The sequence below is a fragment of the Cupriavidus necator A5-1 genome (genome assembly GCF_000744095.1).
Lineage (GTDB): Bacteria > Pseudomonadota > Gammaproteobacteria > Burkholderiales > Burkholderiaceae > Cupriavidus > Cupriavidus necator_A.
On sequence record NZ_JQLI01000008.1, the window covers coordinates 693,080 to 716,436 of the forward strand.

Here is a 23,357-nt window from a genome sequence, read left to right on the forward strand (position 1 = left end):
GGTTACTTGGACGTCTGCACGTTGAACTTGTAGCGGCGCAGCGTATCGATCAGGGTCTCGTTCTCCGGATCGATGCGCACGGCCTCGGTCCAGGTCTTGCGCGCTTCGTCGTGCTCGCCGAGCTGCCACAGCACCTCGCCCAGGTGCGCGCCGATTTCGGCTTCGGGCGCCTTGGCGTAGGCGTTGCGCAGCAGGTCCGCCGCGGGGCGCAGGTCGCCCATGCGGAATTTGACCCAGGCCAAGCTGTCCATGATGTACGGATCGTCCGGGCCCAGTTCGGAGGCGCGCTCCAGCAGCTTGAGCGCCTCGGGCAGCCGCTCGTTGCGGTCGGCCAGCGAGTAGCCCAGCGCGTTGTAGCCTTGCTTCTGCTCGGGCAGCAGCGCGATGACTTTGCGCAGGCCTTTTTCCATGCTGTCGTAGCGCTTCTGGCGCTCGTCGAGCATGGCCAGCTCGTAGATCCAGTCGGCGTTCTCGGGCTCGGCCGCGACGCGTTCGTCCAGCACCCTGCGGGCGCGGTCGTAGGCCTTGGTCTCGATCAGCGTGGCGACCTCGGCCTGGCGGATGGCGATCATGCGCTGCGAACGCTGGCCGGGATCGGGGATGTCTTCGGCGTCGGAAAGCATTTCGCCGAAGAGCGCCTGCGCGTCGTCGAGCTTGCCCATGCGTGCGAGCAGCTGCGCACGCTTGGCGGTCGCCGCGGGCGCCAGCCGGATGTCCTCGATGCGGTCCAGCCACTGGATCGCGCCGGCATAGTCCTTCCGTTCCTCGGCGATCTGCGCCAGGTACTGATAGGCGATGTCCGGGTTGGCGGTGGGCTGCTTCTCGACCAGTTGCAGGTATTCCTTCAGGTACTGCTCGGCCTCGCTGTAGTTCCTGGCCTGCAGGCTGGTCAGGCCCAGCGCCAGCGGCACGCGCGGGTCTGCCGGTGCCACCTTGCGCAGCGTCTCGAACTCCTGCCGGGCCGCCTGCATGTCATTGCGCAGCAGGTACAGCCGCGCCAGCGTGATATGGCCGTTGACCGAGTCGGGCGACTTGTCGAGGAAGCGCTTGAGGACGGCGACGGCTTCGTCGGGCTCCTTCTCGGCGCGCAGCTCCGCGGCCATCAGTGCGGCGGCTTCATAGCCGGGCCGCAGCTTCAGCGCCTGGTCCAGCGCGGCAAGCGAGCCCGGCACGTCGCCGGCGACTTCCTTGGCGCGCGCCAGCGCGAGTTGGGCCTCGGGCAGGCGCGTATCGTTCCTGGTCAGCTCCTGCAGCAGCGTGGCGGCGCCGGCGGGATCGCTGGTGCGCGACAGCTGCTGCTGCAGTTGCAGGATGGCCTCGCCGCGATGGGTGGCCGGCGCCGAAGCCAGTTGCTGCTGCAGCAGCGGCCGGGCATCGTCCCAGCGTCCGTTGAGCACCAGCAGTGTCGACAGGACCTGGGTGGCGGCGGGCGAGTTCGGCGAGATTTCGCGCCACAGCCGCGCAGCGTCCAGCGCCTGCTGCGGGACGCGCGCGTTGAAGGCGATCTCGGTGGCGCGCTGCGCGAAGCGCGGGTCGCGTGTCTGCCGCGCCAGTTCCAGGTAGGTGCGGTAGGCCGGGCCGACCAGGCCGCGTTGGATGGAAATCTCGGCGGCGAGCACCATATAGACGATGTCGTCGGTCAGCTCGACAGACGGCAGCGCACTGCGCGCCGCCTTGGCGGCAGCGGCGCGGTCGCCCTCGGCGGCGGCCAGTTGCAGCCTGGGCAGCGGGGCACCGGCAGGCGGTGCGGCATGGGCCGCGCCCGCGGCCACGGCGAGCAGTGCCGAGGCGGCTAGCGCACGCACATGGCGGCAGTGACTTTGCCGGAACGCGGCGAGTGCGCTAGCGGCCCGCGCTGTGCGGGAAACGGCGCCTATGGCTGCGGCCAGTGGATTACCCGCGGCGTGCCTGGCGTGCCCGACGTGCTCAGTGAGGGGATGCGACGTGGTGTCCGGCATCTGGTCCGGAATAAGGTCCGACATGTATTGAGTGCTCCGGCGCACGCTGGCGAAGGATTGGATAAGGGCATTGTAGCCTGCCGCTACAATGCGCTGCTCGGCGCCCGCGGGCTTGCGCACGCGGGGCCGGCAGGAGTTTGGAGCGGTAACCAACGGAGAGGTTCGATGCCTGAATTGCCCGAGGTCGAGGTGACCCGGCGCGGCCTGCTGCCGCATGTGGTGGGCCGGCGCATTGCCGCGGTGACGGTACGCCACCGCGGCCTGCGCTGGCCGGTCGATCCGGAACTGGAAAGCCGGCTGGCGCAGCGCGTGGTGCGCCGGATCGAGCGCCGCGGCAAGTACCTGCTGCTCGAATGCGTCAGCGCCGATGGGGAAGCAGCCGCCGGCTGGCTGCTGGTGCATCTGGGCATGACCGGCACGCTGCGGGTGCTGCCCGATGCGCCGCCGCCCGGCACGCACGATCACCTGGACCTGCTGCTCGCGGCCGAGCCTGGCGCCGGGCCCGGCCCGGTGGTGCTGCGCTTTCGCGATCCGCGCCGCTTCGGCGCGATCCTGTGGACCACGCTGCCCGAGGCCCAACTACAGCAACACCCGCTGCTGCGCACGCTCGGCATCGAGCCCTTCGATGCCGCCTTCGACGGTGCCTGGCTGCACCGCCATACGCGCGGGCGCAGCGCCGCGATCAAGACCGTGCTGCTGGCGGGCGGCATCGTGGTGGGCGTGGGCAACATCTATGCATCGGAAAGCCTGTTCCACGCCGGCATCCGCCCGACCACGCCGGCCGGGCGCCTGAGCCGCGCGCGTTGCGACCGCCTCGCGCAGGCCGTGCGCGAAACGCTGGCGCAGGCGATCGAGCGCGGCGGCAGCACGCTGCGCGACTTTGTCGGCAGCGACGGCGCCAGCGGCTACTTCCAGCTCGATTGTTTTGTCTACGACCGCGCCGGCCAGCCGTGCCGGGTCTGCAACACGCCGGTGCGCCAGATCGTGCAGGGCCAGCGCTCGACTTTCTACTGCCCGAACTGCCAGCACTGAGCTACCGCGCGACATGCGCTGTGTGGCGCACAATGCGCGCCGCCGCGGATTGTCGATGGCTCGGCGCAACACTCCTCGTCCGCGGAACGCACAAGGGGCGTGAATTCCACAAAACCGCCGTGGAAACCTGTATCGTGTGCGCAGTCATAAAAAGTTACAAAAATGGCCCAACCGTCTGAAAGATTCACGGCGGCGGCCGGCATTGCGTGAACACGGGCGCGCCACCCGGTGGCCTGCCCCGAGGTAGATACCGAGTCAGCCAAACAGCTCCATGACAACGCTCGCCCACCAATTCGAACAATACGGCGCCTGGAGAACGGGGGTCCTCCAGTCACTGGCCGAATTCCAGTCCTGGCTGCAGCAGCACGACCTGTACGACGCACAGGCCGATGACCGCGTGCAGCGCATCCAGAACGTGCTGCGCAGCGATCGCCTCAAGGTCGCCTTTATTGCCGAGTTCTCGCGCGGCAAGAGCGAGCTGATCAACGCCATCTTCTTTGCCGACTACGGGCGCCGCATCCTGCCGTCGTCGGCGGGGCGCACCACCATGTGCCCGACTGAGTTGCGCTACGACGAGGCCGAGCCGCCGTGCATCCGGCTGCTGCCGATCGAGACGCGCCTGCAGGAAGCCTCGACCGCGGACTTCCTCGAGGCCGGCACCTCGGCCGCGCACTGGCATTCGGTGCCGCTCGACCCGTCCTCGCCCGAAGGCATGCTGGCGGCCTTCCAGCATGTGGTGCAGACCGTGCGCGTGCCACCGCAGCAGGCCGAGGCGCTCGGCCTGTACCACGAGAACGATCCCGACGCCGCCTATGCGGTCGATGCCGAAGGCATGGTCGAGATCTCGCGCTGGCGCCACGCCGTCATCAATTTCCCGCACCCGCTGCTGCGCCAGGGCCTGGTGATCCTCGACACGCCGGGCCTGAATGCGATCGGCACCGAGCCCGAGCTGACGCTGCGGCTGATTCCGGACGCGCACGTGGTGGTGTTCGTGCTGGCCGCGGACGCCGGCGTCACCAAGAGCGACCTGGAGCTATGGCGCAGCCATGTCGGTGCCGGCCACCGGCGCGGCTGCCTGGCGGTGCTCAACAAGATCGACGGGCTGTGGGACCCGCTGCGCCAGCCCGCCGAGATCGCGCAGGAAATCGCGCGCCAGGTCTCCACCACCGGGCAGGTGCTGGGCATCGAGCAGTCACGCGTTTATCCGGTCTCGGCGCAGAAGGGCCTGGTGGCCAAGGTTACGCATGACGACGCACTGCTCGCGCGCAGCGGCCTGCCCGAGTTCGAGCACGTGCTGTCCGACCAGCTGATCCCGCGCCGGCGCGAGATCGTCTCGGACCAGGCGCACAGGCTGGTACAGGACATGGCGCGCGCCGCGCAGCAGCTCTTGCAGAGCCGCCGCCGCGATATCGTCGAGCAGTTGTTCGAGCTGCGTGGCCTGCGCGGCAAGAACCACGCAATGGTCAAGCACATGCTGATGCGCGTGCAGGGCGAGAAGGAAGAGTTCGAGCAGAGCATCAGCAAGTTCCAGGCGCTGCGGCTGGTGTTCGGGCGCCACAGCGCCGACATCATCAAGAGCCTGCAGTTGCGCGACGTGCGCCACACCATGCGCACCGCGCGCGAGCAGATGAAAGAGCGTTTCTTCTCGCGCGGCCTGCGCGAGGACATGGACGCGCTGTTCGCGCAACTGACCGCGCTGGTGACCGATGCCGACAACAAGATCGGGCAGCTGCACCAGCTGATCGAAAGCATGTACCGGCGCTTCAATGCCGAGCACGGGTTCACGCTGCCGGCGCCGATGCAGTTCACCGCCGAGCGCTACGTGGCCGAGCTGCAGGAAACGCTGCGGCTGGTGCATGCGCATTTCGGCACGGTCAGCATGCTGACGCGCTCGCGGCCGCAGCTGGTGCAGAACGCGTTCAGCACCATGGCCAGCCGCGTGCTGGAGAACTTCCGCGACCTCAATCGCGATATCGAGGTGTGGCTCAAGTCGGTGATGACGCCGCTGGAAGCGCAGGTGCGCGAGCACCAGAAGCAGCTGCGCCGCCGTGTCGATTCGATCGAGCGCATCCACGAAGCCACCGACACGCTGGAAAGCCGCATCGCCCAGCTCGAAGAAGTGCTCAACGGCCTGGACGAGCGCAGCGGGCATATCGAGAACTTCGCGCAGCGGCTGCTGCGGCCGACGGCCAATCCCGCCGGCGCGGAACGGGCGGTGGCATAACGCGGGGCGCAGTCGCCGGGCGGTATATCATGTGGTGCCGCACTTGGCGGTGCCTCAGATTGCTGAAGACTTCCGTACGACGCGCCGGTTTGCTCCCTCTCCCGCTTGCGGGAGAGGGAGCACCCAAGTGGTGACGCAAAAACCGGTGGCCCGTCCCAGTTCTACACCAGCTTTACCCAATGCCCCGCAAGCCCGTCCCCCGCATCGCCCCGGCCATCCCTGACGACATCCACGTCCCCCCCGATTTCGGCGCGCGCGTAGTCGCCTGGCAGCGCATGCATGGCCGGCACGACCTGCCGTGGCAGAACACGCGCGACCCATACCGCATCTGGCTGTCGGAGATCATGCTGCAGCAGACGCAGGTCAGCGCGGTGATCGACTACTTCCAGCGCTTTATCTCGCAACTGCCAACGGTACAGGCGCTGGCCGCGGCGCCGGCCGACCAGGTGATGGCGCTGTGGGCGGGGCTGGGCTACTACTCGCGTGCGCGCAACCTGCACCGGTGCGCGATGCAGGTGGCCAACGATCATGGTGGCGAGTTCCCGACCGACCCGGCGGTGCTGGCGACGCTGCCCGGCATCGGCCGCTCCACCGCAGCGGCGATCGCCGCGTTCAGCGCCGGCGTGCGCTCGCCGATCCTGGACGGCAACGTCAAGCGTGTGTTCGCGCGCTTCTTCGGCATCCACGGCCATCCGGGAGAGCGCGCGGTGGAAACGCGCATGTGGCAGCTGGCCGAGGCCGCGCTGCCGGCGCCGGGTCCGCGCCAGGCCGAGGACATGATCGCCTACACGCAGGGCCTGATGGACCTGGGTGCAACCGTATGCTCGCGTGGCAAGCCCGCATGCCTGGCCGATGCCGGCGCGTGCCCGCTGTCCACCGATTGCGTGGCGCGCCGCGACGGCCTTACCGCCGTGCTGCCCACGCCCAAGCCGCGCGCGGCCATCCCCGAGCGCAGCACCGTGATGCTGCTGGTGCGGCGCGAGCGTGAAGTGCTGCTGCGCCTGCGCCCGGACAGTGGCGTGTGGGGCGGCCTGTGGAGCCTGCCGGAGATGCCGGTCGACACCCTGCCGTTCGATGCCGAAGCCGCGGAAGAGGCGGCGCTCGACTATGCGCGCGCCTTCGGCAAGCCGGCGCGTGCCACGCTGACCGGCGAGCTGACCCACGTGTTCACGCATTTCCGCCTGCTGATCCGTGCGATCCGGATCGATGTCAGCACCGACCCCGGCAACCTGATGGTGCAGGACAGCGCCGCGGAAGCCGCGCAACGCTGGATCTCGCTCGACGATCTCGATGCGCTGGGTACGCCCGCGCCGGTGCGCAGGCTGCTGGAAGGCCAGGCGCGCGGCGGGCTGTTCTGAACGTTGCTGGGAGGTGCGGCGAGGAACCAGGTGCGGCGAGGAACCGCGCCTAAACCATGTGGTTCTGGCGCATATACCGGTGCACGATCTGGATGCGCATGCCCGCATCGGGCAATGCCATCAGCATCTGCTTGGCCTTGAGCGGCACCGGCAGCAGTTCGCACAGCCGGTTGGCGACCCAGCTCGGGTCGTCCCACAGGTAGGGCTCGTCAAAGGGCAGGCGGTCGGGCTGCTCGGCATGCAGCCGGGTCACGATGCGCCGCAGCGCATCCAGGCATTCGCCCAGGAGTTCCAGCTTGCAGTCGATGATGTCGGCGGGCAGCACTGCGGCGCGCGCCACCAACAGGCCGTCGTCGCGCGTCTCGTGGCGGATGATGCGGAAGCGTTCGCGCCCGCGCGCGCGGATCAGCAGCACGCCCAGTTGCTCCATGTTGCAGTCGACGATCTCGGCGAGGCAGCCGATCGGCTCCGGCACGGTGGGCTGGTCGGGGCGCGCCACCTCTTCGCCGCTTTCGATCAGGCATACGCCAAAGGGCGTGCTGTCGCGCAGGCAGTTGCGCACCATGTCGACATAGCGCGCCTCGAACACGCGCAGCGGCAGCCGCCCACCGGGAAACAGCACGGTGTGCAACGGGAACAGCGGCAGGTTGTCGAGCGTCTGCGGTGGGTCGTCGGACCCTGCGGGCGCGGTATGACGGTAGAGATCGGTCGAAGACATGCGGTGCCAGCTTGCGTTGGGGAAGCTGTTCAGGCAGCAGTGGCGCGCCGCCAGGCAGACGCTGCGCGCCAACGCCCGCAGGCAGGCAGGCACGGTTTGCGTCAGCCCGCCGGCGCGAGCTCTCGGTGTCTCACCAGCACATTACCATGTGCCCGGAAATAGTTGGCGAGCCTTTCCGCAATATAGACCGAGCGATGCTGGCCGCCGGTGCAGCCGATCGCCACGGTCAGGTAGCTGCGGTTGTCGGCAATGAAACTCGGCAGCCACTTTTCCACATAGGCGCGGATATCCTCGGCCATCGCCAGCACCATCGGCTGCCCCTGCAGGAAGTCGATCACCGGCTTGTCGCGCCCGGTCAGCGGGCGCAACGCCAGGTCGTAGTAGGGGTTGGGCAGCGAGCGCACGTCGAACACCATGTCCGCATCGCTGGGCACGCCGTGCTTGAAGCCGAAGGACTCGAACAGCAGCGTCAGCCGCTCGCTGTCGTCGCGGATCAGTTCCTTGATCCAGCTGCGCAGCGTATTGGTGCGCACATTGCTGGTGTCGATCCGGTGCGCGGCCTCGGCCAGCGGGCTCAGCAACTCGCGCTCCATTTCGATCGCTTCCATCAGCGCGGTATCGTTGAGGGCGGGCTCGCCGCCCGGGCCGGGCGTGCCTTCGGTGCGGATCGACAGCGGATGGCGGCGGCGCGTCTCGGAGTAGCGTTGCACCAGCGCGTCGGTGCTCGCCGTCAGGAACACCACCTCGACCTGGTGCTCGGGCGCGAGCGCGCGCACGGTGTCGGGCAGCTCGTCGAGCGATTCGCGGCTGCGGATGTCGGTGGCCACGCCCAGGTGCGTATAGCCCTGGCTGGCGAGGTAGCGGGTCAGTTCCGGGATGAACTGCGCCGGCAGGTTGTCGACGCAGTAATAGCCTGCATCTTCGAGGACGTTCAGGGCGACGGACTTGCCGGAACCGGAAATGCCGGTGATGAGAATGATGCGCATAGCAAGTGAAGCATAGCATCAGGTGATGGCCGCGTCATGACAGTCGCCGCAAGCAAAAATGGCGAGCCTCGCGGTTCGCCATTCATTGTGCGTCAGTTGGACATTGGTCAGGCCGACTTGGACAGGCATTCCTTCATGTACGCCTTGTATTCGTCGCCCTTCTTGCCCTTGCCCTCCTTGCTGCAGGCCGCCATCTTTTCCTGCTGGGTCTTGGGCACGGCCGACTTGGCCGACAGGCATTCCTTCATGAACGCCTTGCGCTCGTCGCCCTTCTTGTCGGCGGCCTGGGTGTTGCAGGCCTTCATCTTTTCCTGCTGCGCGGTCGGGGCCTTGGCTTCCTTGGCTTCCTTGGCTTCCTTGGCTTCCTTGGCGGGAGCGGCCGGTGCGGACGCCGTCTGGGCAAAGGCCATGGACGCCATCAGCGGGGTCACCAGCGCGCACATCGCGATCAGTTTTTTCATGCTTGCTCTCCTGGCTGTGGAAAACATCATGGCCGCGCGGGTATGGGGGCTCGTGGCGGCCTGTGTATGGGCTCGATGCCCATTACAGCACAAAACGTAGGACGTCCCAAGCACGTTGACGCGGCGCCTGCCGCCGTTGTAAGCAATTGAAAGCGCAGTGCGAAAGGGTCAGAGCAGCCGGCCCTGGCCGCGCGAAACCGCGTCGGCCTGCATTGCCGCGCGCTGGCGGTCCATGAAGTCGCGCAGCGTGTCGATGCCGCGCAGGCGCAGGATGGTGTTGCGCACCGCGGCCTCGACCAGCACGGCAAGGTTGCGGCCGGCCGCCACTTGGATCTTGACCATATGGATCGGCAGGCCGAGCACGTCGAGATATTGCGAATCGAGCGGCAGACGCTCGAATTCGCCGTCGTTGCGCCGCACCAGCTGCACCACCAGCTTGATCTTCATCTTCCGCCGCACCGCGGTCTCGCCGAAGATGGTCTTGATATCGAGCAGGCCCAGGCCCCGCACTTCCAGCAGGTTCTGCAGCAGCGGCGGGCAGCGCCCCTCGATGAAGTCCGGCCCCAGGCGCACGAAGTCGACCGCATCGTCGGCCACCAGCCCGTGGCCGCGCGAGATCAGTTCCAGCCCGAGCTCGCTCTTGCCCAGGCCCGATTCACCCATGATCAGCACGCCCATGCCGAGGATGTCGAGGAACACCCCGTGCATGGTCACGCGCGGCGCGGAAATGCGCGACAGGTACAGGCGCAGGTGGTCGATCACCGCGGCCGACGACACCGGCGTGGTGAACAGCGGCGTGGACGAACGCGTGCAGCGCAGTTCCAGGTCGGGCGGCGGCTCCATGCCGTCGGCGATCACCAGGAAGGGCGGCTCGAGCAGGATCAGCTCGCCCATCTGGCGCTTGCGGGTCTCGTCGTCCAGGCGCTGATAGTAGGTGATCTCGGGCTTGCCGAGCACCTGGATGCGGTTGGGGTGGATCAGGTTCAGGTGGCCCACCAGGTCCGCGGCGGAGGTGGCCTCGCGGGCGAATTCCACGTCGAAGGCGCGATCCGCCCCTTCCAGGCCGGCCACCCACGAGAGTTTGAGGTCGGCTGCGTTGTCGTCGAAGATTGACTGCGAGGTGACGCCGGTGAGTTCCATGCGGTATGACTTGTGTGGCGGTGTGCGAAGCGTCTTGCGCCTGCCCGGTCTGGTGCCGGCCCGCTCGGGGGATCAGTGGATCAGGGGTGCCATGCAATCAGCAACTGGTGCACGGCATCGGGCGTGGGCAGGGTTGCCAGCCCTTCGCGCATGTCCCGGTCCGACAGCAGTTGCGCGATTTCAGAAAGGATTTCCAGGTGCTGCTGCGTGGCCTGCTCGGGCACCAGCAGGAAGATCAGCAGCGACACCGGCTTGCCGTCGGGCGATTCGAACGGGATCGGCTCGGCCAGTCGCATGAAGGCGGCCAGCGGCTGCTTCAGGCCCTTGATGCGGCCATGCGGGATCGCCACGCCGGCGCCCAGGCCGGTGGAGCCCAGCGATTCGCGCGCGAACAGGTTGTCCGTCACGGTGGCGCGCGCCACGCCATGGTTGTTCTCGAAGAGGAGCCCGGCCTGCTCGAACACACGCTTCTTGCTTGTGACGCTGACGTCGAGGTTGATGTTGCCGGGTGGCAGCAATTTGGCCAAACGATTCATGGGCGATGCGCAGGATTTCAGTTAGCGGGGCGGATCAGCCGTTCCGCCGGGCAGGGGGCTGCTGCGGGCGGCTGCAAAGTCATTCGACGCCGGCCGTCAGCCGCCCGCGGGCGTCCGGCCATTATAGAGCAGTGGCTTCCTCCCCATTGTGCAGCGCAGCGCCGCAATCGGGTGCAAAACCACACAAGGTCACGCACCGGGTTGGATGCAAAAATGCCCGTCTGCCATGTATGGCGCAGCATACACCCTGCCGTCCCCGTTGCGAACACCTTCGCCCAAACGGGTGGTACGGGTTTGCGCCGCCGCCACAACCAGGGCCGCTTTGCGCCCATTTCCCGCGCCAGGGCGCAAAAAAGCCGCGTTTGAGCGCGGCTTGCCTTTTCAGTCTCGGATTCGACGGCTCGCTGAGGAGCCGCCGGGCACGGTCATTGCTGCATTTGTGCTGCGGCCATCTGATACTTGACCGCCTCGCGGTCGTGGCTTTGCACGCGGTCCTTGTAGCGGATCACCTGACGGTCGAGCTTGTCGACGAGTGCGTCGATGGCCGCATACAGGTCTTCGTGATGCGCTTCAACAAAGATGTCCTTGCCCCTGAGATGTAGATTGATTTCCGCGTACTGGCGCCGGTCCTTTTCCTTGTGATTATCGACAGAGAGCAGCACGCTAACGCCAATGACTTGATCGAAATGCCTGACGATTCTCTCCAGCTTCGTTTCCACGTACTCACGCAACGCCGGCGTGATGTCAAGGTGGTGTCCACTGATCTTGAAGTTCATAGCGCTTCTCCTTCTGAAAGAGCCTCACCAGGCAGGCGGTGGGCTCGGCTACAAAGACTTGCGGAGATTGACTGCGGGGATCTTCAGGGCTTCGCGATACTTGGCAACGGTGCGGCGTGCGACAACGAAGCCTTGTTCGCCCAGCAGTTCGGCAATGCGACTGTCGGAAAGGGGATTCCTCGGGTCTTCGGCTCCTATGAGTTGCTTGATCAAGGCGCGGATGGCCGTTGATGAAGCCGCGCCACCGGTTTCGGTGGACACGTGGCTACCGAAGAAGTACTTCAGTTCGAAAGTACCCATCGGCGTTGCCATGTATTTATTGGTCGTCACCCGGGAGATGGTTGACTCGTGTAAACCCAGTGTATCGGCAATCTCCCTCAAAACCAAGGGGCGCATGGCGATTTCGCCGTGGGTGAAAAAGTTCTTCTGACGCTCGACAATGGCTTGTGAGACACGCAGGATGGTGTCGAAGCGTTGCTGGATGTTCTTGATCAGCCAGCGCGCTTCCTGCAGCTTCTGCTGCAGGCCCGCCGTGCCCGACTCGCCCTTGGCGCCGCGCAGGATCTGGGCGTACATATCGTTGATGCGCAGCCGCGGCATCACATCCGGGTTGAGCTGCGCGGTCCAGCCGCTGCCGCTCTTGCGCACGAACACATCGGGGACCACAAAGTCGGCTTCCGGGCGGCTGTAGGCATGGCCGGGATAGGGCGCGAGCGAGCGGATCAGTTCATGCGCCGCCTTCAGCGCCACTTCGTCCACCTGCAGCGCCTTCTTCAGCCGCGTGTAGTCGCGCACCGCCAGCAGTTCCAGGTGGTTGGTGACGATGACCAGCGCCAGGTCGCGCTGCGGGTGCGTCAGGCGCCGCAATTGCAGCGCGAGGCACTCGGCGGCATTGCGCGCGCCCACGCCGGGCGGATCGAAGCTCTGCAGCAGCGTCAGGATCGCGTGGACTTCCTCGATCTCGAATTCGAGTTCTTCCGGCAGCTCGGTGCAGATTTCCTCGAGCGAGGCGCTCAGGTAGCCGTCGTCGTCCAGCGATTCAATCAGGAAGATCGCCAGGCCCTTGTCGCGCGTCGAGATTTTCAGCGGCGCGAGCTGCTCCATCAGGTATTCGCGCAGCGTGGGCTCGGCGTCGCGCAGCTGCATTGGCGTCTTTTCGTCTTCATCGCCTTGCGGGCGGCGCGCGAAGTCGTCAAGGCTCCAGTCGCTGCCATAGTCGTCGCCGCTGCTGTTGTCGCCGTAGCTGTCGTCGTCGCCCGCGGCGTCGCTACGCGCGTCGCCGTTGCCTTGCGGGTCGGCCGGCGCGGGTGCGGGCGCGCTCTGCAGGTTGACCGAGCCGTCGGCGGCAACGCGCAGCGGGCTTTCGATCCAGTCGTTCTCGCGTTCGAGCAGGGGGTTTTCCGTTAGCGCCTGTTCGACTTCCTGCTGCAGTTCCAGCGTCGAAAGCTGCAGCAGCCGGATCGATTGCTGCAGTTGCGGCGTGAGTGCCAGATGCTGGGAGAGGCGGAGCTGTAGCGACGGTTTCATGCGACCTATTTTATGCGCATCTTTCCGTTGTTGGAACGGAAATTGCTATCGCTGATGCGCTCTGATCGCCGCTCGCTGTGGGGTATCCCACACGCTCCCTGAACAGAACCTGCCGCGTGTGGTAGCGCTCAACCCAACGCTTTTGCCACTTGCAGCAGGCCGGTACATCACATGCGGAAGTTCTCGCCCAGGTAGACGCGCCGCACCGATTCGTTGGCGATGATCTCTTCGGGCACGCCCGCGGCCAGCACCGTGCCTTCGCTGATGATGTAGGCGTGGTCGCAGATGCCGAGCGTTTCGCGCACGTTGTGGTCGGTGATCAGCACGCCGATATTGCGCGCCTTCAGGAAGCTGACGATGCGCTGGATCTCGCCCACCGCGATCGGATCCACGCCGGCGAAGGGCTCGTCCAGCAGGATGAAGCGCGGCGACGAGGCCAGTGCGCGCGCGATTTCCACGCGGCGGCGCTCGCCACCCGACAGCGACAGCGCCGGGTTGTTGCGCAGGTGCGCGATCTGCAGGTCGTCGAGCAGCGAATCCAGGCGGCGGTCGATCTCGGCCTTGCCCAGCGGCTTGCCGTTTTCCACCTGCAGCTCCAGCACGGCGCGGATGTTCTCCTCGACGTTGAGCTTGCGGAAGACCGAGGCCTCCTGCGGCAGGTAGGACAGCCCCATGCGCGCGCGCTCGTGGATCGGCAGGCCGCTGATATGATCGCCGTCGAGCACGATATCGCCCTCGTCCAGCGCCACCAGGCCCACGATCATGTAGAAGGAGGTGGTCTTGCCCGCGCCGTTGGGGCCGAGCAGCCCGACCACCTCGCCGCTCTTCACGTCCAGCGAGACGTCCTTGACCACCGTGCGCGTGCCATAGCGCTTCCTCAGGTGGCGCACGACCAACGTGCTGCCGCCGGCGAGGACGGTGGAGGCTTCGACGGTAGGCTTTTCGGCAATCGTTGCGGTATCGGTCATTGGCACAGTCTGGCGTTCAGGCGTTTCAGGCGCCGGCTGACCGCGCGGGGGCGGCGGCCAGCGCCCGGCGTCAGGGTTTGTTGGCCGGCGTGGGCGCGGGCTTCAGGATCAGCGGCGAGCCGCCGGCACCGGGCGCGGCCTGGGCGCCCTGGTCCTGGCGCGGCGACAGCACCGCGCGCACGCGGCCGGAAGAATTGGCGGGCGAGCCCTCGCCGCCGCTACCGGCAGCCGTATAGAACTCCTTGCGGCTGTCGTAGGTCAGCACCGCGCCGCGGATCTCGTCGACCATCTTGGCACCCTGCAGGCGGGCCATGCGGGCATTGCCGATCAGCTTGGACAGTTCCTGCTTGCCATCGTATTCGATGCGGTCGCCCCAGCCGTCGACGTATTCATCGACACCCTCGCGCTTCTGCCGGATATACGCCTGCTTGCCCGGCTTGGCGGTGGCCACGGCGAACTGGTAGCCCTCCGGGTCGGTGCGCAGCTCGGCGGCGTCGGACTTCAGGATCATGGTGCCCTTGGTCAGCACCACGTTGCCGGTGAGCGTATAGATCTGCTTGACGTCGTCGTAGCTGGCGTTGTCGGCCTCCAGCACCATCGGCTTGTCGCGGTCCGCGCGCTCGGCAAGGGCGGGCTGGGCCAGCAGCAGGCCGAAGGCCATTGCCAAAGCCAGCAGGGCAGGGGCGGCGCGTCGACGGGACGATGTCGTCAGGGAAACAGTCATGTTGGCGGGGTCGCTGGAGGGCGTTTTGGTACGTTCTGGTACGAGTTGGTGGTGCCTGGGGCGGGCGCGGTTCGTCGCAGCCGTGCTGCCGACGGGGCCCCGTGCCGGCATCATTACCGGCCCGGCGACGGCCCGGTGATGATGGTGCCGCGTACATTGCCGAGCAATTGTACTTCGCGGGTGACGTTATTGAAGATCAGGCCGTTGGCGGTCATCACCGAGGGGCCGCGCGTGAGCTTGACCGCCTTGTCGGTCTTGACGATGTCGTCGTTGACCAGCAGCTGGAAGTAGCTCGACGCCGCGGTCATCTGCGGGTCCTTGGACGCATCGACGCCCTGCTGGCGCACGATGAAGCCGTTGCCGTACAGGTCGATCACCGAGCCTTCGGCATTCATGCGGCCGATATCGGCGCGTGCGGTGACCGGCGGGCGCTCTGGCTGGTACGCGCGCATTGCGGGACGGGTGACCTCGTAGGTCTGGTCGTCCTCGAAGTGGACCATGCGATCGCCGGTGAAGCGGACCTTGGTGCTGCCGTCCTGCGCCAGCTCGGTCGCCGAGAAGCGGTCGATGTAGTAGTCCGGCTCGTGCTTCTTGGTGGTCTGCGCGGCTTGGTCTTCCTTGGGCGAGTTGATCTGGACCAGCCAGAACGTGCTGCCCGCCACGAAGGCCATCAGCAGCAGCGGCAGCAGCCGCATCACGATGCCGCTGAGGGAGGCGAGTAGTGCCTGCATGGTGTCCTTCTCTTGCGCGCCGGTCAGATGACCTTGGCGCGGGTCAGGTCGTGGATATGCAGCGCGCCGGTGAGGCGGCCGTCGTTGTCCACCACCAGCAGCTGGTTGATGCGGTTGGCTTCCATCACCTGTACCGCTTCCACCGCGAGCTGGTTCTCGTTGACCACGTGCGGGTTGCGGTGCATGACCTCGCCGATGGGCACGGTCTTCCAGTCACGCGGGGTTTCCAGCAGGCGGCGCAGGTCGCCGTCAGTGAAGACGCCGATGGCGTGGCCGTCGGGGTCCACCACTGCGGTCATGGCCATGCCCTTGCGGGTGATTTCCATCAGTGCCTGCGCCAGCGGGGTGTTCTCGCGCACCTCAGGCACGGCGTTGCCGGTGCGCATCACGTCGCGCACGTGCGTCAGCAGCTTGCGCCCCAGCGCGCCGCCCGGGTGCGAGCGGGCGAAGTCTTCCTCGCCGAAGCCGCGCGCGTCAAGCACCGCCACCGCCAGCGCGTCGCCGAGCGCCAGCGCCGCGGTGGTGCTTGCCGTTGGCGCCAGGTTCAGCGGGCAGGCTTCCTTTTCCACGGCGGCGTCCAGGTGCACATCGGCCAGCTTGGCCAGGTTGGACTCGGGGTTGCCGGTGACCGAGATCAGCCGGGCGCCGATGCGCTTGACAATCGGGATGATCGACAGCAGCTCGCCGGTCTCGCCGGAATTGGAGAAGGCGATCAGCACGTCGTCGCGCGTGACCATGCCCAGGTCGCCATGGCTGGCCTCGGCCGGGTGCACGAAGAACGAGGGGGTGCCGGTGGACGCCAGCGTGGCCGCCACCTTGCGCCCGATATGACCGGACTTGCCGATGCCGGAGACCACTACGCGCCCGCTGCATTGCAGGATCAGCTGCACCGCGTGGGCAAAGTCAAGGGTCAGGCGGCCCGAAAGTGCGGAAACCGCATCGGCTTCGGTCTGGAGGGTATTGCGCGCGAGCCGGAGTGCTCGATCCGCATCGAAATTGGCTATCATGGCGACGAAGTATACCAACGAATGCGACGGCGCCTTGGCCGCCCCCCGGGCGCCCGCCGCGCTTGCCGTGTTGCCCCGGCAGGGTGCCCGTGCCGGGTCGGACGCGTGCCTGGCCGGTCACTCCCGCTCGCCTGGCTTCCTGACGCCTGACTGCCCGACCGCCTGAAACACGCCTGATGCATTCTCCGCTGGAACTGACCCTGGTGCTGCTGGCCGCTGCCGTCTTCGGCGTGGTCGCCTTCCGCATGCTGCAGCTGCCGCCGATGCTCGGCTACCTGGCCGTGGGTATCCTGATCGGCCCGCATGCGCTCGGGCTGGCCAGCGACACCGCGCAGACCAAGTACCTGGCCGAGTTCGGCGTGGTCTTCCTGATGTTCTCGATCGGGCTGGAATTCAACCTGAGCAAGCTGCGCTCGATGAAGCGGCTGGTGTTCGGGCTGGGGGGCTCGCAGGTGGTGCTGTCGATGCTGGCGGTGGTGCCGGCCAGCTGGGCCTTCAGCTGGGTGTTCCCGCTTTCGTGGCAGGCCTCGGTGGCGCTGGGCGGGGCGCTGGCGATGTCCTCCACGGCGATCGTGTCCAAGATGCTGTCCGAGCGCATGGAGCTGGAAAGCGAGCACGGCCGCAACATTATCAGCATCCTGCTGTTCCAGGACCTGGCCGTGGTGCCGCTGCTGATCGTGATCCCGGCGCTGTCGCAGGACCCGGGCGACCTGGTGAAGGCGCTGGCCCTGGCCACGGTCAAGATCGTGGTCGCGCTGGGCGCCATCTTCTTCCTCGGCCAGCGCCTGATGAGCCGGTGGTTCCATGTGGTGGCGGCGCGCCGCTCGCAGGAACTGTTCATGCTGAACCTGCTGCTGGTCACGCTTGGCATGGCGGCGCTGACCGAGCGGCTCGGGCTGTCGATGGCGCTGGGCGCGTTCATGGCCGGCATGCTGATCTCCGAGACGCCGTACCGCCACCAGGTGGAAGAAGACATCAAGCCGTTCCGCGACGTGCTGCTGGGGCTGTTCTTCGTCACCATCGGCATGCTGCTCAATATCCGCGTGGTGCTCGACCACCTGTGGCTGGTGCTGGCGCTGCTGGTGATACCGGTGGTGTTCAAGCTGGTGCTGATCACGGTGCTGGCGCGGCTGTTCGGCTCGCGCCAGGGCGTGGCCATCCGCACCGGGCTGGGGCTGGCCCAGGCGGGCGAGTTCGGCTTCGTGCTGCTGAACCAGATCGACGGGCTCAACTTGGTAGACCCGGTGCTGATCCAGGTGATCCTGGCGTCGATGCTGCTGTCGATGCTGGCGGCCCCCTTCCTGATCCAGTACAGCGACGCCGTGGTGCTGCGCTTTGCCGCCAACGAATGGCTGATGCAGTCGCTGAACATGACGCGCATCGCCGCGCAGAGCCTGCAGACCGAGAAGCACGCCATCATCTGCGGCTTCGGCCGCAGCGGGCAGAACCTGGCGCATATGCTCGAGCGCGAGGGCATCACCTACGTCGCGCTCGACCTCGACCCCGACCGCGTGCGCGAGGCCGCCGCCGCCGGCGATACCGTGGTCTACGGCGATGCCGGCCGGCGCGAGGCGCTGATCGCCGCCGGCATCCACCGCGCCGCCGCGCTGATCGTCACCTACGCCAACACGCCGTCGGCACTCAAGGTGCTGCACCACGTGCAGGAGTTGGCGCCGGCGCTGCCGGTGATCGTGCGCACGGTCGACGATTCCGAACTGGACACGCTGCAGAAGGCCGGCGCCACCGAAGTGGTGCCCGAGATCATCGAAGGCAGCCTGATGCTGGCCTCGCACGCGCTGGTGCTGCTGGGCGTGCCGATGCGCCGCGTGGTGCGCGGCGTGCAGGAGGCGCGCGACGCGCGCTACAGCCTGCTGCGCGGCTACTTCCACGGCCGCGACGATGACGAGGACATGGTCGAGCGCGATTCGGTGCGGCTGCATTCGGTATCGCTCGGGCCGCAGTCCACCGCGGTCGGTCGGCGCCTGGGCGTGCTCGGCCTGGACCGCATCGGCGTAGAGGTGACCGCGGTGCGCCGCCGCGGCATCCGTGCCTTCGACCCCGAGCCCGAGACCGTGCTGGAGCCGGGCGATATCGTCGTGCTGCGCGGCCCGCCAGAAGCGCTGGAAGCGGCCGAGACGCGCATCCTGAACGGCTGAGACAGCCCGCCCGCGGTATCAGTGCGGGCGCGTTTCCGCCCAGGACTCCGGCAGATTGTCGAGCACCGCGCGCGCATCCAGCGAGCGGATCGGCACGGCGGGATCGGCCGGGATGCGCCCTTCGCCCTGCAACATCAGGTAGCGCAGGCAGCACACCCGCAGGAAGGACGAGAAATTGCCAGCCACGGCCTCACTGCCGCGGTGGGCGCTCAGCTCGTCATGCAGGCGCGCGATCAGCTGGTTGACGGTCATGCCGTCGCGCCGCGCCAGTTCCTCGAGCACTTCCCAGAACAGGCTTTCCAGCCGGATGCTGGTGGCCACACCGCGCAGGCGCAGCGAGCGCGCCTGGCTCTGGTAAGACGCCGGGTTGGCGCGGATAAAGATCTCACACATGAAAGCTCCCGTGCAGGCGGCGCTGCCGGCGCGCGGGTGCGCCGCCCGTCGCATGGGCCGCGCACTGCCGTGACGCCGGCGCTGGCGCCGCGTTCGGAAGACTCTAATGTACGATCCGCGTGCCCAGCACCGCAAGGAACTGCGCGAGCCACGCCGGATGCGCCGGCCAGGCCGGGGCGGTGACCAGGTTGCCGTCGGTATGGGCCTGGTCGACCGGGATCTCGGCGTAGGTGCCGCCGGCCAGCTTTACTTCCGGCGCGCAGGCGGGGTAGGCGGAGCAGGTCTTGCCTTCCAGCACGCCGGCGGCGGCCAGCAGTTGGGCGCCGTGGCAGACCGCGGCGATCGGCTTGTCGGCCTGGGCGAAGTGACGCACGATCTCCAGCACGCGTTCGTTCAGCCGCAGGTATTCGGGCGCGCGGCCGCCGGGGATGACCAGTGCGTCATACACGGCGGGGTCGATCTCGGCAAAGGTTGCGTTCAGCGTGAAGTTGTGGCCGCGCTTCTCGGTGTAGGTCTGGTCGCCCTCGAAATCGTGGATGGCGGTGGCGCAGGCGTCGCCCGCCTTCTTGTCCGGGCACACGGCATCGACGGTATGGCCGACCATCTGCAGCGCCTGGAACGGCACCATGGTTTCGTAGTCTTCGGCGTAGTCGCCGACCAGCATCAGAATCTTCTTTGCCATCGCGGTCTCCTGTATGGTTACGGGTGTCCAGCGGGTGCCGGACACGGCAGCCCGGCGCGGCGGCCGGCAGGGCCATTGTGCTGGCCGGCCCGGCGGCGTGGGTGGTAACCGGTTACCGCAGGCCGGCCAGGCCGCTGCGACAGTCTTTCCTTCGGCGCGCCTGGCGCGCTTTTGTTTGCACACCCCTCGTTTGCGTGACCCATGGCAGATTCCATTATCCAGTCCCCTGAACTCGGCGACGTCACCGGCTACCTGCGCGACCGCATCCGGACCGTACCGGACTGGCCCGCGCCGGGCGTGATGTTCCGCGACATCACCCCGCTGCTGCAGAACCCCAAGACCCTGCGCGTACTGATCGACGTCTTTGTGCACCGCTACATGGATGCGCAGCTCGACCTGGTCGCCGGTATCGACGCGCGCGGCTTTATCCTGGGCGCGATCGTCGCGTATGAGCTGAACCTGGGCTTCGTGCCGATCCGCAAGAAGGGCAAGCTGCCGTTCCAGACCGTGGCCGAGGAGTACGAGCTGGAATACGGCAGCGCCACTGTCGAGATCCATGCCGATGCCTGCAAGGCCGGCGACCGCGTGCTGCTGATCGACGACCTGATCGCCACCGGCGGCACCATGATGGCCGGGCGCAAGCTGCTGGAGCGCCTGGGCGCGACCGTGGTGGAGGGCGCCGCCATCGTCGACCTGCCCGAGCTGGGCGGCTCGAAGCTGCTGCAGGACGGCGGGCTGCCGCTGTTCACGGTGTGCCGCTTTGAGGGGCATTGAATTCTGACACTGAGAGACCGGACTTTGCGCTGAAGGAGACCCCATGCCAGACCTGTTGCTGTTTCTGCTGACCTCGATCGCCGTCACGGTGGCGCCCGGCCCCGACAACCTGCAGGTGCTGGCGCGCGGCATGGCGCAGGGACGGCGCGCGGGACTGGTGGCGGCGCTGGGGTTCTCGGTCGGCTGCCTGTTCCATACCGTGATCGCGGCGGTCGGGCTGGCGGCGGTATTGCGCTCGTCGCCGCTGGCATTCCAGCTGATCAAGTACGCGGGCGCTGCCTACCTGATCTGGATCGGCATCCAGGCGCTGCGCGCGAAGGGTGGGCTGGCGCAGGGCGGCGATGTCGATGCGGTGCCGCTGGGGCGCGTGTTCCGCCAGAGCGTGCTCGGCAACATGATGAACCCCAAGGTCACGCTGTTCTTCCTGGTGTTCCTGCCGCAGTTCGTGCGCGCCGATGCCGCGCATCCGGGACTGCAGTTCCTGCTGCTGGGCGTGGTCTTCATGCTGCAGACCGCGGTGGTGTTCTCGCTGTTCGGCCTGTGCGCGGGCTGGCTCGGCGCCTGGCTGCGTCGCCGCCCGGCCACCGGCCGCTGGCTGGACCGCGCCGCGGGGGCCATCTTCGTCGGGCTGGGGATCAAGGTCGCGCTGCCCTGAGGTTGTCCTGACCCCGTCCTGATGCCGCGGCGGGCAGCTTTGCTGCGGCCTTCCCGCCTTGTGTTTGCCTGTGTGTTGCCTGTGTGTTGCCTGCGGCCCGCAGCGCCTGGCCTCGCCGTTGCCGCTGTCGGGTGACGGGCGCATAATGAGCCCTTGACAACGACACGATGACCGGGCGGAGCCTCCAGGTAGTATTTCGGTACCGGTCACACAAAGGCGCACAATGGGCGTACTCCTTCACCTGTTATCAGGCGTGGCCCTCCTTGTCTGGGGCACGAACATCGTCAAGGTCGGCATCCTGCGTGTCTACGGCGCCAACCTGCGCCACGTCTTGTCGACCAGCGTCTCCAACCGCTTCACCGCCTTTGCCGCCGGCCTCGGCGTCACCGGGCTGGTCCAGAGCAGCAACGCCACCGCGGTCATCGTCAGTTCCTTCGTCGGCCAGGGCCTGATCGCCGTGGCGCCGGCGCTGGCCATCATGCTCGGCGCGAACGTCGGCACCGCGCTGATGGTGCAGGTGTTCTCGCTGGACCTGTCGTGGCTGTCGCCGCTGCTGATCTTCGTTGGCGTGATCTGCCATCTCAGCTGGAAAGGCAGCAAGCCCGGCCACGTAGGCCGCGTGCTGATCGGTCTGGGCCTGATCACGCTGGCGCTCGAGCTGATCTCCATTGCCACGCGCCCCGTGGTGCAGGCCGCGGGCGTCAAGGTGCTGTTCAGCACGCTGACCGGCGACACCGCGCTGGACATGCTGATCGGCGCCTTCCTGACCATCCTGTGCTATTCGAGCCTGGCCGTGGTGCTGTTCTGCGGCGCGCTGGCCTCTGCCGGCGTGGTGTCGATCCACGTGGCGCTGGCGCTGGTGCTGGGGGCCAACCTGGGCTCGGGCATATCGGCGCTGCTGACCACCTCGGGCAACAACCAGCCGGGCAAGCGCGTGACGCTGGGCAACCTGCTGTCGCGCCTGCTGGGCTGCCTGGTCGCGCTGCCGCTGCTGGGCCAGGCCGAGGAACTGCTGGCGTTGGTCGACCATGACCCGCAACGGCTGATCGTCAACTTCCACCTGCTCTTCAACGTCAGTCTGGCGGTGCTGCTGTTGGGCGCGACCGGGCCGCTGGCGCGCCTGTGCGAGAAGGTGCTGCCCGGACGCAATACCGGCGACAGCCAGGTCACGCCGCGCCACCTCGATCCCGCCGCGCTGTCCACGCCCACGCTGGCGCTCTCCAACGCCTCGCGCGAAGTGCTGCGCATCGGCGACCGCGTCGAGCAGATGCTGGACAACATGCTGCGCGTGCTGCGCACCAACGACGCCAGGCTCGCCACCGCCACCTGCCGCATCGACAACGAGGTGGACGACCTCTACACCGCGATCAAGCTCTACCTGACCCGCATCAGCCTGGAAGCGCTGGACGAGCGCGACGGCCAGCGCTGGACCGAAATCATCTCGCTGACCATCAACCTGGAACACGCCGGCGACATCATCGAGCGCATCCTGCTCGATACCAAGGACAAGAAGATCGCCCACAACCTGATGTTCTCCGAGGCGGGCATGCAGGAGATCGCCGAGATGCATGCGCGGCTGGTCGCCAACCTGCGGCTGGGTTTGTCGGTGTTCCTCAACGGCGACCTCAAGAGCGCCCAGGCGCTGATGGCGGAGAAGGCCAACTTCCGCGAACTGGAGCGCAAGTACGCGCGCACCCATCTGCAGCGCGTCGCGGTGCAGACCGCGGAGAGCATTGAAACCAGCTCGCTGCACCTGGACGTGATCAGCGAGCTGAAGCGGCTGAATTCGCTGTTCTGTGCGACGGCTTATCCGGTGCTGGAGCAGGCTGGGGTGTTGAATCGGAGCCGGATGAAGGAAGACGAGGTGCCGGCGGTGCCGAGGGTGCAGGCAGCGCAGCACGAAGCGCTGCGCTAGAGCTTGTAGCCGAACTTCCGCAACAACGCCTTCCGCTCGGCCACATCCGCCTCGGTTTCGATCCCCAGCGGCGAGGCGCCATCGATGACGCCAACCACGCCGCGCCCGGCATCGGTCTCGGCAATGATCACCTGCGCCGGATTGGCCGTCGCGCAGAAAATCCTGCACACCTCCGGCACCGCCCGCACCGCAGCCAGCACGTTCATCGGGAAGAACCCGTCCCCGAGGAAGATCAGGAAGCTATGCCCCGCGCCGATGGCGCGCGCATTCTCACAGGCCAGGTCGATCAGGCTTTCGTCCGTTCCCGACCACCGCACCAGCCGCTTGCCCGAGGCCTCGCAGAACGCCAACCCGAAGCGGATGCCGGGCACGGTGCTGACCAGCGCCTCATGCAGGTCTTCCACGGTCTTGATGAAGTGCGACTGGCCGAAGATGAAGTTGGTGGCTTCCGGCTTGGTCACCGGTACGACCGTCAGTTCCATGACTGGCTCCCGAATCGCGGCGCGGCTTGCCGCCATCCGGTTCATGGTAGGGCGCGGGGTGGTGAATGCAAGCGGGCAGGGCGCTCTTTGCATGGCGCGCGTACCTGCTATACCGGATGGACTGGCCCGTCACCGGAGATGCCGATGCCGCTTC

General features: G+C 67.1%; 22 protein-coding genes. 7 read left to right on the forward strand and 15 right to left on the reverse strand.

Going from position 1 to position 23,357, the window contains the following annotated elements; all coding sequences use genetic code 11:
- Positions 1–2: 2 nt before the first annotated feature.
- On the reverse strand, positions 3–1,982 hold the full coding sequence (locus K307_RS27425; RefSeq protein WP_042887470.1) for a tetratricopeptide repeat protein: 1,980 nt from the start codon (positions 1,980–1,982) through the stop codon (positions 3–5).
- Positions 1,983–2,123: 141 nt separating this feature from the next.
- Between K307_RS27425 and mutM the strand changes: the two genes are divergently transcribed.
- From mutM to mutY, 3 genes are all read left to right on the forward strand, one after another.
- Positions 2,124–2,990: a bifunctional DNA-formamidopyrimidine glycosylase/DNA-(apurinic or apyrimidinic site) lyase gene (gene mutM / locus K307_RS27430; RefSeq protein ID WP_042883969.1), complete on the forward strand. Its 867-nt coding sequence runs from the start codon at positions 2,124–2,126 to the stop codon at positions 2,988–2,990.
- Positions 2,991–3,261: 271 nt separating this feature from the next.
- On the forward strand, positions 3,262–5,214 hold the full coding sequence (locus tag K307_RS27435; RefSeq protein ID WP_042883970.1) for a dynamin family protein: 1,953 nt from the start codon (positions 3,262–3,264) through the stop codon (positions 5,212–5,214).
- A 179-nt stretch (positions 5,215–5,393) separates the two neighbouring features.
- On the forward strand, positions 5,394–6,572 hold the full coding sequence (gene mutY, locus K307_RS27440; RefSeq protein WP_042883971.1) for an A/G-specific adenine glycosylase: 1,179 nt from the start codon (positions 5,394–5,396) through the stop codon (positions 6,570–6,572).
- A gap of 49 nt (positions 6,573–6,621) precedes the next feature.
- Here mutY and K307_RS27445 read toward each other — a convergent pair whose 3' ends face one another.
- The 11 genes from K307_RS27445 to K307_RS27495 form a co-directional block, all read right to left on the reverse strand.
- Entirely contained in the window at positions 6,622–7,290 is a 669-nt protein-coding gene (locus K307_RS27445; RefSeq protein ID WP_042887471.1) for an LON peptidase substrate-binding domain-containing protein, read from the reverse strand.
- Between the two features lie 101 nt (positions 7,291–7,391).
- A complete protein-coding gene (gene rapZ / locus K307_RS27450) occupies positions 7,392–8,276 on the reverse strand; it encodes an RNase adapter RapZ (protein ID WP_022533453.1) in 885 nt (294 codons plus the stop codon).
- Between the two features lie 107 nt (positions 8,277–8,383).
- A complete protein-coding gene (locus K307_RS27455; RefSeq protein WP_042883972.1) occupies positions 8,384–8,737 on the reverse strand; it encodes a PsiF family protein in 354 nt (117 codons plus the stop codon).
- Between the two features lie 168 nt (positions 8,738–8,905).
- Complete coding sequence (gene hprK, locus K307_RS27460; RefSeq protein ID WP_012351664.1) at positions 8,906–9,877, reverse strand: HPr(Ser) kinase/phosphatase; 972 nt, start codon at positions 9,875–9,877, stop codon at positions 8,906–8,908.
- Between the two features lie 80 nt (positions 9,878–9,957).
- Positions 9,958–10,413, reverse strand: coding sequence for a PTS IIA-like nitrogen regulatory protein PtsN (ptsN, locus tag K307_RS27465; protein WP_022533455.1), 456 nt, complete (start codon positions 10,411–10,413; stop codon positions 9,958–9,960).
- A gap of 425 nt (positions 10,414–10,838) precedes the next feature.
- Positions 10,839–11,189: a ribosome hibernation-promoting factor, HPF/YfiA family gene (gene hpf / locus K307_RS27470; RefSeq protein ID WP_022533456.1), complete on the reverse strand. Its 351-nt coding sequence runs from the start codon at positions 11,187–11,189 to the stop codon at positions 10,839–10,841.
- 48 nt (positions 11,190–11,237) lie between these two features.
- Positions 11,238–12,716, reverse strand: a complete 1,479-nt coding sequence (locus K307_RS27475; RefSeq protein ID WP_042883973.1) for an RNA polymerase factor sigma-54 — start codon at positions 12,714–12,716, stop codon at positions 11,238–11,240.
- 167 nt (positions 12,717–12,883) lie between these two features.
- Entirely contained in the window at positions 12,884–13,684 is an 801-nt protein-coding gene (lptB, locus tag K307_RS27480) for an LPS export ABC transporter ATP-binding protein (protein WP_042883974.1), read from the reverse strand.
- Between the two features lie 70 nt (positions 13,685–13,754).
- A complete protein-coding gene (lptA, locus tag K307_RS27485; protein ID WP_042883975.1) occupies positions 13,755–14,408 on the reverse strand; it encodes a lipopolysaccharide transport periplasmic protein LptA in 654 nt (217 codons plus the stop codon).
- A 113-nt stretch (positions 14,409–14,521) separates the two neighbouring features.
- The gene (gene lptC / locus K307_RS27490) at positions 14,522–15,139 is read right to left on the reverse strand and encodes an LPS export ABC transporter periplasmic protein LptC (RefSeq protein ID WP_042883976.1); all 618 of its coding nucleotides are present in this window, start codon (positions 15,137–15,139) and stop codon (positions 14,522–14,524) included.
- Between the two features lie 23 nt (positions 15,140–15,162).
- Positions 15,163–16,146 (reverse strand): KpsF/GutQ family sugar-phosphate isomerase, encoded by a 984-nt coding sequence (locus tag K307_RS27495; protein ID WP_042887472.1) that lies wholly within the window; start codon positions 16,144–16,146, stop codon positions 15,163–15,165.
- Positions 16,147–16,322: 176 nt separating this feature from the next.
- Here K307_RS27495 and K307_RS27500 point away from each other — a divergent pair, with 176 nt between their 5' ends.
- A complete protein-coding gene (locus K307_RS27500) occupies positions 16,323–18,302 on the forward strand; it encodes a monovalent cation:proton antiporter-2 (CPA2) family protein (RefSeq protein WP_042883977.1) in 1,980 nt (659 codons plus the stop codon).
- An 18-nt stretch (positions 18,303–18,320) separates the two neighbouring features.
- On the opposite strand, the gene K307_RS27505 is transcribed toward K307_RS27500, so the two are convergent.
- The gene (locus K307_RS27505) at positions 18,321–18,695 is read right to left on the reverse strand and encodes a ribbon-helix-helix domain-containing protein (protein ID WP_042883978.1); all 375 of its coding nucleotides are present in this window, start codon (positions 18,693–18,695) and stop codon (positions 18,321–18,323) included.
- A gap of 103 nt (positions 18,696–18,798) precedes the next feature.
- Complete coding sequence (locus K307_RS27510; RefSeq protein ID WP_042883979.1) at positions 18,799–19,377, reverse strand: DJ-1/PfpI family protein; 579 nt, start codon at positions 19,375–19,377, stop codon at positions 18,799–18,801.
- Positions 19,378–19,578: 201 nt separating this feature from the next.
- Between K307_RS27510 and K307_RS27515 the strand changes: the two genes are divergently transcribed.
- The 3 genes from K307_RS27515 to K307_RS27525 all read left to right on the forward strand — a co-directional run bounded on the left by K307_RS27515 (position 19,579) and on the right by K307_RS27525 (position 22,721).
- Positions 19,579–20,151, forward strand: coding sequence for an adenine phosphoribosyltransferase (locus tag K307_RS27515; RefSeq protein WP_042883980.1), 573 nt, complete (start codon positions 19,579–19,581; stop codon positions 20,149–20,151).
- 43 nt (positions 20,152–20,194) lie between these two features.
- On the forward strand, positions 20,195–20,806 hold the full coding sequence (locus tag K307_RS27520; protein ID WP_042883981.1) for a LysE family translocator: 612 nt from the start codon (positions 20,195–20,197) through the stop codon (positions 20,804–20,806).
- Positions 20,807–21,029: 223 nt separating this feature from the next.
- A complete protein-coding gene (locus K307_RS27525; protein WP_042883982.1) occupies positions 21,030–22,721 on the forward strand; it encodes a Na/Pi cotransporter family protein in 1,692 nt (563 codons plus the stop codon).
- On the opposite strand, the gene K307_RS27530 is transcribed toward K307_RS27525, so the two are convergent.
- Positions 22,718–23,203, reverse strand: coding sequence for an adenosine-specific kinase (locus K307_RS27530; RefSeq protein ID WP_042883983.1), 486 nt, complete (start codon positions 23,201–23,203; stop codon positions 22,718–22,720). The two genes, K307_RS27525 and K307_RS27530, sit on opposite strands and share 4 nt — an antisense overlap.
- Positions 23,204–23,357: the final 154 nt, after the last annotated feature.

Coding starts and splice junctions, on each gene's coding strand:
- K307_RS27425 (WP_042887470.1), bottom strand. CDS start 1,982: ATGTCGGACCTTATTCCGGACCAGATGCCGGACACCACGTCGCATCCC.
- mutM (WP_042883969.1), top strand. CDS start 2,124: ATGCCTGAATTGCCCGAGGTCGAGGTGACCCGGCGCGGCCTGCTGCCG.
- K307_RS27435 (WP_042883970.1), top strand. CDS start 3,262: ATGACAACGCTCGCCCACCAATTCGAACAATACGGCGCCTGGAGAACG.
- mutY (WP_042883971.1), top strand. CDS start 5,394: ATGCCCCGCAAGCCCGTCCCCCGCATCGCCCCGGCCATCCCTGACGAC.
- K307_RS27445 (WP_042887471.1), bottom strand. CDS start 7,290: ATGTCTTCGACCGATCTCTACCGTCATACCGCGCCCGCAGGGTCCGAC.
- rapZ (WP_022533453.1), bottom strand. CDS start 8,276: ATGCGCATCATTCTCATCACCGGCATTTCCGGTTCCGGCAAGTCCGTC.
- K307_RS27455 (WP_042883972.1), bottom strand. CDS start 8,737: ATGAAAAAACTGATCGCGATGTGCGCGCTGGTGACCCCGCTGATGGCG.
- hprK (WP_012351664.1), bottom strand. CDS start 9,877: ATGGAACTCACCGGCGTCACCTCGCAGTCAATCTTCGACGACAACGCA.
- ptsN (WP_022533455.1), bottom strand. CDS start 10,413: ATGAATCGTTTGGCCAAATTGCTGCCACCCGGCAACATCAACCTCGAC.
- hpf (WP_022533456.1), bottom strand. CDS start 11,189: ATGAACTTCAAGATCAGTGGACACCACCTTGACATCACGCCGGCGTTG.
- K307_RS27475 (WP_042883973.1), bottom strand. CDS start 12,716: ATGAAACCGTCGCTACAGCTCCGCCTCTCCCAGCATCTGGCACTCACG.
- lptB (WP_042883974.1), bottom strand. CDS start 13,684: ATGACCGATACCGCAACGATTGCCGAAAAGCCTACCGTCGAAGCCTCC.
- lptA (WP_042883975.1), bottom strand. CDS start 14,408: ATGACTGTTTCCCTGACGACATCGTCCCGTCGACGCGCCGCCCCTGCC.
- lptC (WP_042883976.1), bottom strand. CDS start 15,139: ATGCAGGCACTACTCGCCTCCCTCAGCGGCATCGTGATGCGGCTGCTG.
- K307_RS27495 (WP_042887472.1), bottom strand. CDS start 16,146: ATGATAGCCAATTTCGATGCGGATCGAGCACTCCGGCTCGCGCGCAAT.
- K307_RS27500 (WP_042883977.1), top strand. CDS start 16,323: ATGCATTCTCCGCTGGAACTGACCCTGGTGCTGCTGGCCGCTGCCGTC.
- K307_RS27505 (WP_042883978.1), bottom strand. CDS start 18,695: ATGTGTGAGATCTTTATCCGCGCCAACCCGGCGTCTTACCAGAGCCAG.
- K307_RS27510 (WP_042883979.1), bottom strand. CDS start 19,377: ATGGCAAAGAAGATTCTGATGCTGGTCGGCGACTACGCCGAAGACTAC.
- K307_RS27515 (WP_042883980.1), top strand. CDS start 19,579: ATGGCAGATTCCATTATCCAGTCCCCTGAACTCGGCGACGTCACCGGC.
- K307_RS27520 (WP_042883981.1), top strand. CDS start 20,195: ATGCCAGACCTGTTGCTGTTTCTGCTGACCTCGATCGCCGTCACGGTG.
- K307_RS27525 (WP_042883982.1), top strand. CDS start 21,030: ATGGGCGTACTCCTTCACCTGTTATCAGGCGTGGCCCTCCTTGTCTGG.
- K307_RS27530 (WP_042883983.1), bottom strand. CDS start 23,203: ATGGAACTGACGGTCGTACCGGTGACCAAGCCGGAAGCCACCAACTTC.